General features: G+C 41.4%; 15 protein-coding genes and 1 pseudogene. 7 read left to right on the plus strand and 9 right to left on the minus strand.

Annotation, left to right across the window (positions count from 1 at the left end; genetic code table 11):
- Nucleotides 1-432: 432 nt before the first annotated feature.
- The 3 genes from ACX0G9_RS23110 to ACX0G9_RS23120 all read right to left on the minus strand — a co-directional run bounded on the left by ACX0G9_RS23110 (nt 433) and on the right by ACX0G9_RS23120 (nt 3429).
- Nucleotides 433-1314, minus strand: a complete 882-nt coding sequence (locus ACX0G9_RS23110; RefSeq protein WP_459067336.1) for a DUF1259 domain-containing protein — start codon at nt 1312-1314, stop codon at nt 433-435.
- Between the two features lie 21 nt (nt 1315-1335).
- Entirely contained in the window at nt 1336-2508 is a 1173-nt protein-coding gene (locus tag ACX0G9_RS23115) for a chromate transporter (RefSeq protein ID WP_459067337.1), read from the minus strand.
- An 81-nt stretch (nt 2509-2589) separates the two neighbouring features.
- Nucleotides 2590-3429: a chromate resistance protein ChrB domain-containing protein gene (locus ACX0G9_RS23120; RefSeq protein ID WP_459067338.1), complete on the minus strand. Its 840-nt coding sequence runs from the start codon at nt 3427-3429 to the stop codon at nt 2590-2592.
- 323 nt (nt 3430-3752) lie between these two features.
- On the opposite strand from ACX0G9_RS23120, the pseudogene ACX0G9_RS23125 reads away from it, so the two are divergent.
- The 4 genes and pseudogenes from ACX0G9_RS23125 to ACX0G9_RS23140 all read left to right on the plus strand — a co-directional run.
- Nucleotides 3753-4117 (plus strand): annotated as a pseudogene (locus ACX0G9_RS23125) (helix-turn-helix domain-containing protein); the annotation flags it as partial.
- 402 nt (nt 4118-4519) lie between these two features.
- Nucleotides 4520-4834: a type II toxin-antitoxin system RelE/ParE family toxin gene (locus ACX0G9_RS23130; protein ID WP_459067339.1), complete on the plus strand. Its 315-nt coding sequence runs from the start codon at nt 4520-4522 to the stop codon at nt 4832-4834.
- Nucleotides 4835-4943: 109 nt separating this feature from the next.
- Nucleotides 4944-5246 (plus strand): HigA family addiction module antitoxin, encoded by a 303-nt coding sequence (locus tag ACX0G9_RS23135; RefSeq protein ID WP_459067340.1) that lies wholly within the window; start codon nt 4944-4946, stop codon nt 5244-5246.
- A 207-nt stretch (nt 5247-5453) separates the two neighbouring features.
- On the plus strand, nt 5454-6476 hold the full coding sequence (locus ACX0G9_RS23140; protein ID WP_459067341.1) for an LLM class flavin-dependent oxidoreductase: 1023 nt from the start codon (nt 5454-5456) through the stop codon (nt 6474-6476).
- A gap of 351 nt (nt 6477-6827) precedes the next feature.
- On the opposite strand, the gene ACX0G9_RS23145 is transcribed toward ACX0G9_RS23140, so the two are convergent.
- From ACX0G9_RS23145 to ACX0G9_RS23170, 6 genes are all read right to left on the minus strand, one after another.
- Complete coding sequence (locus ACX0G9_RS23145) at nt 6828-7565, minus strand: SDR family NAD(P)-dependent oxidoreductase (RefSeq protein WP_459067342.1); 738 nt, start codon at nt 7563-7565, stop codon at nt 6828-6830.
- Nucleotides 7566-7642: 77 nt separating this feature from the next.
- Nucleotides 7643-8212 carry a Crp/Fnr family transcriptional regulator gene (locus tag ACX0G9_RS23150; protein ID WP_459067343.1) on the minus strand — a complete coding sequence of 190 codons (570 nt, stop codon included), beginning with the start codon at nt 8210-8212 and terminating at the stop codon, nt 7643-7645.
- A 590-nt stretch (nt 8213-8802) separates the two neighbouring features.
- The gene (locus ACX0G9_RS23155; RefSeq protein WP_459067344.1) at nt 8803-9426 is read right to left on the minus strand and encodes a dihydrofolate reductase family protein; all 624 of its coding nucleotides are present in this window, start codon (nt 9424-9426) and stop codon (nt 8803-8805) included.
- Between the two features lie 56 nt (nt 9427-9482).
- Nucleotides 9483-10037, minus strand: coding sequence for a hypothetical protein (locus ACX0G9_RS23160; RefSeq protein WP_459067345.1), 555 nt, complete (start codon nt 10035-10037; stop codon nt 9483-9485).
- Nucleotides 10018-10503: an SRPBCC domain-containing protein gene (locus ACX0G9_RS23165; protein WP_459067346.1), complete on the minus strand. Its 486-nt coding sequence runs from the start codon at nt 10501-10503 to the stop codon at nt 10018-10020. The genes ACX0G9_RS23160 and ACX0G9_RS23165 overlap by 20 nt, the downstream gene beginning before the upstream one ends.
- A 4-nt stretch (nt 10504-10507) precedes the next feature.
- Nucleotides 10508-10834 (minus strand): ArsR/SmtB family transcription factor, encoded by a 327-nt coding sequence (locus tag ACX0G9_RS23170; protein WP_459067347.1) that lies wholly within the window; start codon nt 10832-10834, stop codon nt 10508-10510.
- 277 nt (nt 10835-11111) lie between these two features.
- Between ACX0G9_RS23170 and tnpB the strand changes: the two genes are divergently transcribed.
- From tnpB to ACX0G9_RS23185, 3 genes are all read left to right on the plus strand, one after another.
- Nucleotides 11112-11306, plus strand: coding sequence for an IS66 family insertion sequence element accessory protein TnpB (gene tnpB, locus ACX0G9_RS23175; RefSeq protein ID WP_459067394.1), 195 nt, complete (start codon nt 11112-11114; stop codon nt 11304-11306).
- A gap of 64 nt (nt 11307-11370) precedes the next feature.
- Nucleotides 11371-11853 carry a transposase domain-containing protein gene (locus ACX0G9_RS23180; RefSeq protein WP_459067348.1) on the plus strand — a complete coding sequence of 161 codons (483 nt, stop codon included), beginning with the start codon at nt 11371-11373 and terminating at the stop codon, nt 11851-11853.
- On the plus strand, nt 11823-12386 hold the full coding sequence (locus ACX0G9_RS23185) for a hypothetical protein (RefSeq protein WP_459067349.1): 564 nt from the start codon (nt 11823-11825) through the stop codon (nt 12384-12386). The genes ACX0G9_RS23180 and ACX0G9_RS23185 overlap by 31 nt, the downstream gene beginning before the upstream one ends.
- Nucleotides 12387-12734 lie beyond the last annotated feature (348 nt).

Genomic DNA, 12734 nt, shown 5'->3' on the forward strand with positions numbered 1-12734 from the left:
GATCAAAATGAATGCTCACGCTGAAAGCGTGGGCATTTTGCATTTGGGAACGTGGCGAACGTGTTCGCCTAAGTGGACAAATGTAAAATGCCAGGCACGATAGTGCCTTATGCATTTTTTTTGATTTAGCCTCCCCATCCTGGGATCACCGAGTCCCGCGGGAGCGGGCGAAGGTAATCCCTCTCTCTCCGCCAGACTAATTCTTGCCCCGAAAATGCGGGGCATTTTGCATTTGGGAACGTGGCGAACGTATTCGCCTAAGTGGACAAAATGTAAAATGCCAGGCACGATAGTGCCGTGAGCATTCATTTTGTTCTAGTCCCCCTCAAGAGATCACCGAGTCCATCGGGAGCGGGCGAAGGTAATCCCTCTCTCTCCACACTGGAATTATCCGCAAGAAGTTGCAATTTTCTGTAATTCCAGGCAGCGGATTTAGCGTTTTGAATTAGTTTTATCCAACGCAGCCTTCAAACCTATCGCTATCTTCTCCGGGTCTCCTACACCCCAAAAATGCAGCATGAAAAGACGAGGCTCGTCATACAGCATGTGGTTATGTATGGCTGTAACCGTAATCCCATTTGCAGTCAGCTCTTTTACTACAGGATTTACCTCGTCTGCCTGCAGAACAAAATCTCCTGTCGTCCCGACACGGGTTCCATCCATTTGTAAATTGATACCTGTTGCCATCCCCATCGCCGGTGGCATTTCCATACCGCTCTCCATCAAACGCTCATTGCGCGGGAAGCCATATGACAGCACGGCTCCTGCTTTACGGCCTTTCATCCCCAAAACGGCCTCTACTGCCGACCAGTCTGGTGAAGGTGCGGCAGCCCCACCAGCAACCGGGGTTCCCAATAGAGTGCCAGTCAATGCCAGTACCTCCTTTATTTCCCCGGCCAGTTTTATCGCATCGCCATTTCCCGAAAAATGAAGGAATTTAATGGCTGGTTTTTCGCCAACCAAATGGTTATGGATGGCCGTTAACCCAAGGCCCAATCCTACCAATTTGGCCACTACCCCCGGCTCTTCCGTATCCAGCATTACCAGGTCTCCCATCATCATCGATCCTGCCCCCATCTTGTGAAAGGCCACCCAAGATGTAAGCGCCAGCCCCGGAGCCACGGGAAAATCTCCCATGCTCACCTTCAGATCCGAGCGGGGAAACGTGATCCGAAACACATCTCCTACAACCATGCCCTTCTTCCCAAATACCTTTTCCAATCCTACAGAATCCACTTGAGCAAAAGAAAAAGTAGCCATACACGCGGTTAGCAGAAATAACAATCCTTTTTTACTGACTTTTAAATTTTTCATGTTAAATGGTGGTATTTAATATTATATAAGCAGTTTTAACAACAACCCAATGGCAGCGGCCATTAGTATGATTTTCGGCTCCTTCAATTTCTTTACATACAGCATTACCAACAAACTCCCCAACGCGATCAATAGCGTGGAAAGATCATATATATTGCGTATAGCGATCACGATAACCGATCCTACCAGTGCCCCAACGACGGTCGCCGTTATCCCGTCCACAAAGGCTTTAATTGAGGCATTTTTTGCGATCTTTTTAAAGTACGGGGCGGGTAATACGGCAAACAGATAACAAGGCAGAAAAGTAGCCAGCGCAGCAACTGAAGCTCCCGGAAAACCAGCCACCAGATATCCGATGAAACCTACCGTAATGACGACCGGACCCGGAGTGATCATAGCCACTGCCACCGCGTCTATAAACTGTTCCTCTGTCAGCCAATGGAATTCGGTAACTACACCCCCATGTAAAAAAGGGACAATTGCTAAGCCGCTGCCAAAAACAAACGCTCCGGCTTTTAGAAAGAAAATGGCTATTTTCTGTAAAACACCCGGTTCATATTCCCAAAAGCCAGTTCCCGTAAGCAGGAATACGTTATTGACCGTGCCGCTGCTTCTCAGCCAGGATGGAGGAGATTTAATAAACATATACAGTAGCCCTGCGCCTACAAATAATAGCACTTGTTCAGATTGAGTAATAACAGTTACCGCAATACCGGTCAGATACAGGAGCCATAATATCCCGTTACTGCGTATCGACCCCATATTTATCTTGCTGACCGATTTGATGGTTAGTTTATACGAACTCATCGCTATAATGCCAATGACTGCCGCACCTACCCCATAAAAAACAGCGCGCATCCAAAGCATACCACCAAATGCCTTGTAACAGAATCCCAGCCCTACAACCATCAGAAAAGACGGAATAACAAAGGCGATCCCAACCAGTGTAGCGCCCAGGTACCGGTAGTGGACAAACCCCAGATAAATACTTAATTGTGCAGCCAGTGGCCCGGGAGCCAGCTGCGCCAAAGCCAGCCCCTCCCGATACTCTTCTTCTGTCATCCATTTACGGTCCTCTACCAGATCACAGTGCATATATCCCACGAGGGCTACCGGGCCACCAAAACCCGTGGTACCCAGCTTCAGGAAATATAAGGCCAATTGCCGTAAAGTATATACCGGTGACGTGCTCATGGATAACTTCCAGTTTAGCCAGCAATGGTACCCCCTTATAAACTGTTGAAATAGAATAGAAATGACCCTTTAGTATAGAAATTACCTTTTCGTCAACTTTCTTCTGTACTCCGACGGCCCCTGCCCGGTATGTTGCTTGAAAATCCGGGTAAAATGGCTTTGATCCGAAAAGCCCGTGAGATAGGCGATCTCCGTCAGCGAATAAGCCCGGTTTTGCATCAACTCTTTAGCCCTTTCAATGCGCTGTTTACGGATGTATTCCCCGAAAGAAAGGTCCTCGAAATATTTGGAGAACTCACGGGACAAATAAGACGGGCTTATTTCCAGCCCTTTTGACAATTCTTTGAGGCTCAGGTTATCGTCGATATGGTCCTGGATCAGGTCCTTTAGCTCCTGTACCCATGCCGGTGTCTTTTTCCGGGACCCCGGTTTTTTCTGCAAATAGGTATGAAAAACATTTAAAAGAAGGTGTTCGAACGGCTGTTGCGTATGCCGGACCTCCTGCAAATGACCCGCCCAGCTATATAATGCATCGTACATGATCATCCCCTGTTCCAGCAAGTCCTGGTCATGACTATAGTTATGGGCCAATCCCGCTGAAATAGCCCAAAACCCCGCGCACTGCGCCGCCAGTTCATGGTGATCGGTATCCGCACCCCGGACGATCTTTGCCAGCGTATGCACCGCCGGATCATCTACTTTATGCTTCTTCACGAAATAATCAAACGTACAGTCCGCTCCGTAATGCGTATACTCCACGTTCGGCACGTCAAAAGGTGTCGCTTCCAGCTCCGCCGCCTTTGACAGCACCAGGTCATAGGGTACATAGATGATCTCCGCCCCCGGATCAATAAACCGCTTGATCAGCCAGGGACAAGCCAGCCTGTCAATTTTCGGACGTTCACGGGTGATCCATCGCATGCTTTTTTCAGTAAAGGTAGGGGATAGTACATTCTGCATAATAATTGAACAGCTCATTCCAGCCATGCCAAAGACAATCATTAATTCAGATAAATCTACTAGCTATACTGTGGAACCGGCATATACAACCATTCTGAAGTTTAAGGATTCTTATTCAGTAACAGGGCTAAGCGGATCGACCTCTTCTTGGAATACGGATTATGGAAGTATTTATGATGATCAAGGTAACCAAAAACATTTCCTGTTTGTATACTCGGTGTAATCTGACAATTGGGATTAACTTTAAGTTACCACACTTTAATCAATCCCAAAATTGTCTGATTATGAAATTAGCATCTAAGTTAATCAAAAGCAAGTTAGGATTACTCCATTTGGCGGAACATTTAGGGAATGTCCCCCAGGCATGCAAAGTGATCGGCTACAGCCGCGACAGCTTCTACTGGATCAAAGAACTGTACGATACAGGTGGCGAAGCAGCTCTGCAGGAAATCAGCCGAAGCAAACCCATAATAAAGAACCGGGTAGAGCCCTCCATCGAGGCCGCCGTTGTAAAGATGGCCTTTGATTTTCCAGCCTTTGGCCAGTAAAGAGCTTGCAATGAACTTCGTAAGCAGGGGGTTTTATATCTGCCGGCGGAATCAGGAGTGTATGGCTACGCCATGATCTGGAGGTCTTTGACAAGCGCCTGTAATCCCTCTCTCTCCGCATTATGCCGAAATCGGAAGAATTGAGCTGAATATTGCTTGATTCTTCCCATTTGTACTGCGAAGCAGATAAGACCCAGCCATGCAAGGGCATGATCCATTATTAAAAGATCCAACTTTGCGATGCCATAAAACAGGCAAAAAAGCATGGATAACAAAACATTTGGAGATTGGATCATTTATTACGAAGTACAACGATTACTACTGGATGCTTGGGCCCCTTGGTTTCCCAGGAGTTGATGGAAATGCCTGATGCCCATATTAAAAAATTACCTTTTTTTGGGAAATCATAAAATTTACCTAATTTCGGTAAATATCATGAAGATATACCAAGAAAATATGGAAAATAGAAGGAAGATTTTACGAATAGCTATTAAAACAACAGGATGGAAGTTCAAATTGCTAATGACTACCTGAGAAAGTTATTTGAAGGTAAAGCGGTTCCAGGAAAGCCTCAGTTTAACAGTGAGGTTATTACGAAGTTTAAGAAAACAGTTCTTAAAATGCAGATGGCAGAAAGTCTGCAGGACATAAAGGCTCAAAAAGGGTTAAATTTTGAAGCCTTAAAAGGGAAATTAAAGGGATATTATTCGGTAAGGATAGATTATCACTACCGTCTGATTTTGACACTGGATAAAAATGAACACATCCTTTTAACAGAAGTAATTTTGGTACATGACCTGACAAATCATTACCAGTAGCTAAGACAAAATTAACACCACAGATGTTTTTGCACGCATCTGTGGTTTCTAAAGCATTGGTGTATGCTTAAAACTGGCGGCAACAGTATAAATTCGGTAAATAAGTGCCATGAATAATTTTAAAGTGACCAATTTAAAGGGTAAAGAAATACATTCGGATATTGCTTTACACCCCGGAGACATTTTGATGGATGAACTCGAAGCACGGAACATTGCCAAGTCCGTTTTTGCAGAATATTTGGGTATCAAGCCCGGACACTTTAGCGAGCTGTTACATGCCAAGCGCCATGTTAGCGCATCTACTGCTTTAAAGCTGGAAAAACTACTGGGTATCTCAGCGGAATACTGGATGCGTGTACAGGTTTATTATGATCTTTTTATGGAAAGAAGCAAGGAGCAAAATGCTGCGTAAAAAGGTAACGAATACTTCACCCAATTCCGGAGAGGTCTTATAAATTCCTCAATCTTATCCAATTCGGAGGCAAAAAGGTTCGAAAACAGTCATGAAGCCTTCGCTGATATTGAAACGCTATCCAGACTGCATAAATCTTCTCCTGGTGCCGGACGATGATATAATATCTATCTTTGTAATGGCTATTTTAGAATCGAAAAGGGATTTATGAAGAAAATAGGATTTTTATCGTTCGGACATTGGTCCAATCATCCAGCCTATAAAACCCGTACGGCGAGTGACACATTGCTTCAGTCCATTGATTTGGCCGTTGCTGCCGAAGAAATCGGTTTAGATGGTGCGTATTTTCGGGTACACCATTTTGCGGCTCAGTTAGCGTCTCCATTTCCTTTGCTTTCGGCTATCGGCGCCAAAACAAGCAACATAGAGATTGGAACAGGTGTTATTGACATGCGTTATGAAAATCCCCTCTATATGGTGGAAGACGCCGGAGCCGCTGATCTAATTTCGGGTGGGCGATTGCAATTGGGAATCAGTAGAGGTTCCCCGGAACAAGTAATCGATGGGTGGCGTTATTTTGAGTATGAACTTGCTGAAGGAGAAACAGACGCAGATATGGGACGCAATAAAGCATTGCAATTTTTGGATAAACTCAAAGGTGTTGGATTTGCCCAGCCTAACCCTTCTCCAATGTTTCCTAATCCACCGGGCTTATTACGATTGGAACCCCACTCCGAGGGATTGCGGGAACGTATTTGGTGGGGAGCTGCCTCTAATGCTACAGCAATTTGGGCCGCCGAAAACGGAATGCACTTGCAAAGTTCTACTTTGAAATTCGACGAAAGCGGCAAGCCTTTCCATGTACAACAAGCAGAACAGATCAGGTTGTACAAAGAAGCATGGAAAAAAGCAGGACATCAGCGCGAGCCAAGGGTTTCGGTGAGCCGGTCTATTTTTGCATTGATATCTGATCAAGACAGATATTTGTTTGGGCAGGAAACCAATAGAGTCGATAAAATCGGCATTATTGAAAATGACAAACGAGCCATTTTCGGAAAAAGCTATGCAGGAGAACCCGATCAGCTCATCAGGGAGTTGACTCAGGACGAAGCCATACAGGAAGCGGATACGCTCCTTTTGACGATACCCAATACGTTAGGAGTTGACTACAATGTACACATGCTGTCTTCTATTTTGAAGCATGTTGCACCCGGATTAGGTTGGCGTTAGTTAAGTCAGATTACCTAAAATGCAAAAAGCCAGCAACTACGCACGTTTGCTGACTTTTTGCATTTTACTCTTCCTCAGTTTTACTCCCCTTTTCGGTGTATAAAAAAGCGTGATTCGTGTAGTAGCCCACTTTACTCCATTTTACGCACTAATATCTGGATGCCTGCCTGGAGACCTTACAGCAGAAAGTTTACAAAACCAAAAGAAGGTTGATTGATCAGAATAAGATGATCACAGCCGAGAGCAGATTGCCGATTTGGTAGGGAAAGAATATGCTCACTGCACCCTGGAATGGTATACCGTGCCTGTTTCTTCTCCTTTGCCAATGCCATGTTGTGTGGTGCTTTTGGTTCACCAAGGGCTTTCTTCGCTTTCGTCCTTTATGTCATTGCTGAAAAATCTTCCAGTTGGCGCATTTTTGTCCGTCATAGTATGCTTAATTATAAAAGCTGCTGCACTTTCTACTGTTCCAGGCCCATTAAACCGATTGAAATCTGTTGCAGTATAACCGGGATCAACAGCGTTTACTTTGAAAGGTAAATCTTTAAGTTCATAAGCTAATAGAACAGTATATGCGTTTAACGCTGCTTTTGAGGATACATAGCTTGCCATTTTAAAAGGATAGTATTTCCAATTTGGATCACCATGTAGGGATAAAGATGCAAGACCGCTGGTAACATTGCATATTCGTGGATTTTCAGACTTTTTGAGTAATTCCAAAAAAATTTGTGTGACATTAATCGCTCCAAAAAAGTTAGTATCAAATACCTCTTGAATATCTTGAATAAGAGTTGTTAAAGCACTATCGGGAAATCCTTTACTTATCCCTGCATTATTTATTAAAATATCCAGTTTGCCTTGTTCGCTTTCAACCAGACTTTGTGCAGCTAAAATTGTATCCCGATTTGTAACATCAATTTCAATAGTTTTGATGTTTCTAAATCCGTCTTCGTACAATTGTTTCACTACTGCCTCTCCTTTTTCAAGATTTCGAGTTCCTAAGTAAACAAATAATCCTTTTTTTGAAAGTTGCTTTGCCGTTTCTAAGCCAATACTTCTGTTTGCTCCTGTAATTAATACTGATTTCATTTTACTTGCTTTTAAATTAGTGCGGTAAATTTGCACTCTTTAAAATTGAAATCATTTGCCAAATGGCAAAAATTACTTTAGCGCATGGTTTTTCTTATTCTGCTGAGAGAGGATTGTGTAACACCCAAATAAGATGCTATGTAAGAAAGTGGAATACGGTTTACAAGATTCGGGTACAGTTCTAAAAAGTTCAAATATCTGGTGGAACCATCTTCTGATACTAAAGCGCTTAATCTTACTACCTTTTGAAACATTACTTTAGATATAATTTTATTTACACTGTTGTCCAATCCGGTTATTGTATTACGAAGTTCTTCCCAGTCTTGCTTAGAAAAAACAATGATTTTACAATCGGTTATTGCCTGTAAATAAACAGATGCAGGAATTTTATTGTCAAAACTATTTAAATCCGCAGCAATACTTCGTTCTTCAATGAAATATTTAGTAACCTCCTTACCTTTATCATCATTGGAATACACCCTAATAACTCCCTTCATCAAAAAGCCGAATTGTCGGGCAATTTTTCCTACTTCGGAGAAATACGCATCTTTTGGAAGATCTAATTCTCTCGCTTTTTTCAAAATTAAGTCAATTTGCTGTTGGTTTAAGTTTCCAAACTGTAAGATGTAGTCAATTAATTCTTTCATTTTCGATAGTTAGCCAATGTCATTTTCATAGTACTTAATTTGGCAAAAAGTAGTCTGTTGGTCTTGCAAAACATTCTGTTAAAGTTACACATACATTAGCGGCTTGGCTCAATAAACAAGCGGTTACGAGTATATATTATCGTTTATAACTGCATATCAAATATACCTCATTTGATGAATTTTTTATCTAACAAAACACCCCAAACTTACAAATTCAATACATCTTTAACAAAATGGGACGTGGAAGCTCCCCTTAAATCCAGTCCACTGACGATTAGAATTTTAAGTAATAATGAGGTCCGACCATTCCCGGCCAGCACAGGCAATAGATGAGTAAAAACTGATCATCCTGTTACTCTTTTCTTAAGCTCTCCACAGGATTAACGCGAGCAGCCCTGATAGCCTGGAAACTGACGGTCAGCACCCCGATCAGTATGCCACAAAGGCCTGCCAGAATAAATAGGGGAAGGCCCAACTGAATGCGATAGGGATAGTTATTCAGCCAGTGTCTCGTAGCCCACCAGGCAACCGGCGAAGCAATCTTGGCAGTCTTTGCTTTTTGTATAATTTCGCTTTAGCGGTAGTTGTTCTTATTTCTTAGTCAATTTGTATCTCAGGTGTGTTGTCAGGTCTGAAGGTATTACTTCGACAATTTGAATATCAAATTTGTTTTTGTCAATACCGTCAAATAGTCGGATACCGCTTCCTAAAAAAAGAGGGGCAATGTGAATGAAAAATTCGTCAATAAGTCCTGCATTGAGGAATTGTTGAATAGTATCCGCACCACCTTGTATTCTTATGTCCTTTCCTTTGGCTGATTGCCTTGCTTTTTCCAATGCACTTTGTATTCCGTCATTAATGAAATAAAAAGTTGTTGTCCCCTTTTGAACCCAGGGTTCCCGTTTTTCGTGTGTCAGAACATAAACATCTGTTTTGTATAAATTTTCTTTCCAATGGACTTCGCCTTCTTCAAACATTCGTTTTCCCATAATGTAAGAGCCTGTTCTTGCAAACACATCATCAATCAATTTACTGTCTGCTCCATATTCTTCACCGCCTTCCATATTGACATTTTTCCAAAATGCTTTTTGTTTAAACATCCATTTATGAATGCTTCTTGCATTGTCGCCCCCCATTGGGTTGCTTGGACTTCTGTTATCGCCTGCGAAAAAGCCATCAAGAGATATTCCGCTGTCAAAGATAATTTTGCTCATTTTTCTTTTAGTTTAATATTTAGTTTTAAATTATTTATTCCTGAGCCGAAAGTTATTTAAAAATCAGAACCTTTAGTTAGAACTCCATCCATGAATAATTCATAAGTTTTACCATCAGTTGTAATTTCATGTTTTACGGTTAGGATTTTACCATCCTCATCCATTACACCTGTTGTCCTCACTTCTTTACCGTTCCATATCCAAATATTGTTATTAATGGTAAGGGTAAACATCTCAAAACTACCATCCGGATTAAAATTGTAACTATCAAAGTCGCCTGTTTTTGAGTTGTACCCAGTAATTTCCATTGCACCGAAACCACTTTTATCATGAATGCCATAAGCGATATGAAGGGTAAAATTTCCATCTGGGGACCATTGCCATATATCACTACCAATTACTTTTGAGGCTGACTTACCATTCCGTGCATGGATGTTCGTTTGTGTTATCCAACGCCCCACAATTTTTTTCAAAAGCTCCTTTTTTTCTTTAGGAATAACTTTGTTTTCTATTGTTTCAGGAGTTTTTTCGACCCCCCGAAATCCTGTAAATAAAAACAATCCAAAAGCAATCCCCGTTGCTAAAAACATTTTACCCATTTGCTTTTTCATTTAATAATAGTTTAAGATAGTTTTCAAGTCGATTTAAAGTTTGCTTACCGCCTTCAATGGCATTTACCCGTCTATTTAATTCTTCAATAATTTCTTTTGACTTAAATATTGACTTCATTGTCAGTAATGTTTTCCCTTCAACCTCTGCAAATAATATTGAAACTGTAAAGTTATAATCTTCACTTTCACCAAAATGTTTATAGGATAACAGGGAAGGCTTTTTCACTTCAACATATTCAACTATGCTATCAAAATCCCGTCCCATCCCGTGCATAATAGAATCCCAAATTTTTCCTGGCTCTACCTGCATTGATTTTACAGTTAGTGAAAAACCATTTGGCCCCCACCATTCTTTTATATGTGTTGGGGTGGTCCATATTTCCCAAACTAAATCCCTTGGAGCATCAAGAATTCTTGTATGTATAAGAATGTTCTCTTCTTGTTTGAATGTATTGTATTTCTCCATTTTTCTATTTCCTCTTTTTTTGAACTTTAGCCAGATAACTTTCCAATGAGTCAAATTTATTGTCCCAATATTTTCGGTATTGATTTACCCAATCAGTCACCTCATTTAATTTTTCGAGTTTTGCTTCGCAATATCTTTCCCTGCCTTGTTGTTTGACTTCAATAAGACCACAATCGTTAAGGAATTGGACATGCAATGAAACTGCTTGTCGGGTTATATCAAACTCCTTGGCAATAGCATTAACATTGAGTGATTTCCGAGCCAGCATACCTATAATTTGCCTACGGGTTGGATCTGCTATTGCCTGAAAGATGTCTCTTGTTTGTGTCATAATGCGCAAGTGATTTCTTGCAAATATATGCGCAAGGCTAGACTTGCGCAAATTTATTTTTAACACGGGTAATTTCAGAAGCTTCCACGTAATACAGGAACTCGTTTATCGCGTATACCCCAGGTGAACCAGATGGCCCCCCGATCATCTTTCATGAGTCAGTACCCGTATCTTATCTGAAAAGACTTCTCTTTTAAATTGTGTTACACCTATCTGCCTCTTGTAGGTATTATTTGTATCGTAACCCGGTCAATAAGCGAAAAAGTTTTGACGGTCTATCCGGTATCGTTCAAAGCGAGTTAAAGAAAGACCTCTAAGTGCTGCCGTATTCATTTTCCTGAATCGTCGCCGTAACCAGGTAAAATTGCTGCTATTGGAAGGCGTTGGCTTTTCTCTGTATCATAAACGATTGGAAAAGGGTATTTCCCTGCGCCACATTCGTAAACGAAAAAGATATCAACATCGAGGCTAAATTGTTGATAACAACCGCTCACCAATGCCTGCTATGACTACATTGTAATATATTTTCAACGCCCATGGCAGTCGTCGCAGAACATATCGATTACAAGCAGTTATTTGAGGAGCAAAAACTCATCACTACCCTATTGCTGCATGAGTTGGATCAACTCAAAAAAATGATCTTTGGCGCCAAACAGGAACGTTTTATTCCAGGTGCCGCTACTGATCCAACACAAATTGCAATTGGATTGCGAGCCGAACAAGTGGTCGCCACCTCCCTGATCATGGCTAAAAAGATTGAATACACCCGGAACCAGGCGATCCTTACCAGCCCGGCCATTACCCATCAAGGCAGCATGAGATTGCCTGATCACCTGGAACGTAAAGAAATCCTGCTCGATGTGGAGGGTAAGCAGGGATGCCTGGAGATTGGCCAGGAAGTGACCGAAGAACTGGAATATAATTGCAAATTAAAATTCAAGTTAATCTTGCCTATTGCTGTATCCTTGTCTTTCTTAAATGCTACCAAATGGAATTTACTTTTTCAAAGCAAATTATAACTACAGGGCTTTTTGACGCGCTTTATTCTTCGAAAGAGCAATCAAAGTATAAGGTTTTTGATCATGAAAAGTCGTTAGGAGAATTTTTCTATAATTCAAGAGAAGGCTTGTTTTTTTGTGAAGAAAAAGAAATCAAACTGGAGATTCGAAAAAGGTTTATGCTGATGCCAAAAGTTTCTGTCATTAATCGATTATCCGGAGAGAAAATCGGCAAATTCAATCTTCCCTATCTCCGGACGACCGATGAACTGATAATGGGAAGCGTGACCTATTCGTTCAAGAAGCTCAAGCCAGACAGCAAATTTTTGCTATTCAAATTAAGCACACATGGACACTATAAATTCAGCCTGTTCAACGATACGGAAGAAATTATTTATAATTTTAAAATTAACTATCCACGAGGAATAAGTCTCGGGAATATTACGCCAACACTTCCTTTTGATGGATCAATTCATTGCATGAGCAATAACCTTCCTGCCCTGTTCGCAGGTTTCTATTTAATTGAGAAAGCGCTAGACCAGGAGGGGGGGTAAAAGCAGATTAACTATCAGATGAATTTGGGTGCTTTACCAGAGGGATACGAAATAAGTCGGAAATAAGGGCATCACCAGTTCTAATCCGACCTATCCCTTCTGTACTTTTCAATAAATTTCTCAACCTTTCCCAAATCGGATCCAAAAAGGTTCCGCTCTTGCTATTTTCCCTTCCAGGTCTTTAGTTTCGAATGTTTTCCGAAAAAATCAAAACCACTAATATATTTATTATTTTTTGTATATTGCGGCCAAATCCTTCAAAGGGTTTTGTTTAAAATCCTGTATACTCCAATCTCCCCCCTGTTTATTTGAGTTGATAAATTCCTCTTTGGAAAATGTCCAAATGAT

The sequence above is a fragment of the Flavitalea flava genome, from assembly GCF_054461575.1.

What these genes read in the sequence shown, in the direction of transcription:
- ACX0G9_RS23110 (WP_459067336.1), bottom strand. Translation starts at nt 1,314, where the DNA reads ATGAAAAATTTAAAAGTCAGTAAAAAAGGATTGTTATTTCTGCTAACC.
- ACX0G9_RS23115 (WP_459067337.1), bottom strand. Translation starts at nt 2,508, where the DNA reads ATGAGCACGTCACCGGTATATACTTTACGGCAATTGGCCTTATATTTC.
- ACX0G9_RS23120 (WP_459067338.1), bottom strand. Translation starts at nt 3,429, where the DNA reads ATGCGATGGATCACCCGTGAACGTCCGAAAATTGACAGGCTGGCTTGT.
- ACX0G9_RS23130 (WP_459067339.1), top strand. Translation starts at nt 4,520, where the DNA reads ATGGAAGTTCAAATTGCTAATGACTACCTGAGAAAGTTATTTGAAGGT.
- ACX0G9_RS23135 (WP_459067340.1), top strand. Translation starts at nt 4,944, where the DNA reads ATGAATAATTTTAAAGTGACCAATTTAAAGGGTAAAGAAATACATTCG.
- ACX0G9_RS23140 (WP_459067341.1), top strand. Translation starts at nt 5,454, where the DNA reads ATGAAGAAAATAGGATTTTTATCGTTCGGACATTGGTCCAATCATCCA.
- ACX0G9_RS23145 (WP_459067342.1), bottom strand. Translation starts at nt 7,565, where the DNA reads ATGAAATCAGTATTAATTACAGGAGCAAACAGAAGTATTGGCTTAGAA.
- ACX0G9_RS23150 (WP_459067343.1), bottom strand. Translation starts at nt 8,212, where the DNA reads ATGAAAGAATTAATTGACTACATCTTACAGTTTGGAAACTTAAACCAA.
- ACX0G9_RS23155 (WP_459067344.1), bottom strand. Translation starts at nt 9,426, where the DNA reads ATGAGCAAAATTATCTTTGACAGCGGAATATCTCTTGATGGCTTTTTC.
- ACX0G9_RS23160 (WP_459067345.1), bottom strand. Translation starts at nt 10,037, where the DNA reads ATGAAAAAGCAAATGGGTAAAATGTTTTTAGCAACGGGGATTGCTTTT.
- ACX0G9_RS23165 (WP_459067346.1), bottom strand. Translation starts at nt 10,503, where the DNA reads ATGGAGAAATACAATACATTCAAACAAGAAGAGAACATTCTTATACAT.
- ACX0G9_RS23170 (WP_459067347.1), bottom strand. Translation starts at nt 10,834, where the DNA reads ATGACACAAACAAGAGACATCTTTCAGGCAATAGCAGATCCAACCCGT.
- ACX0G9_RS23180 (WP_459067348.1), top strand. Translation starts at nt 11,371, where the DNA reads ATGGCAGTCGTCGCAGAACATATCGATTACAAGCAGTTATTTGAGGAG.
- ACX0G9_RS23185 (WP_459067349.1), top strand. Translation starts at nt 11,823, where the DNA reads ATGGAATTTACTTTTTCAAAGCAAATTATAACTACAGGGCTTTTTGAC.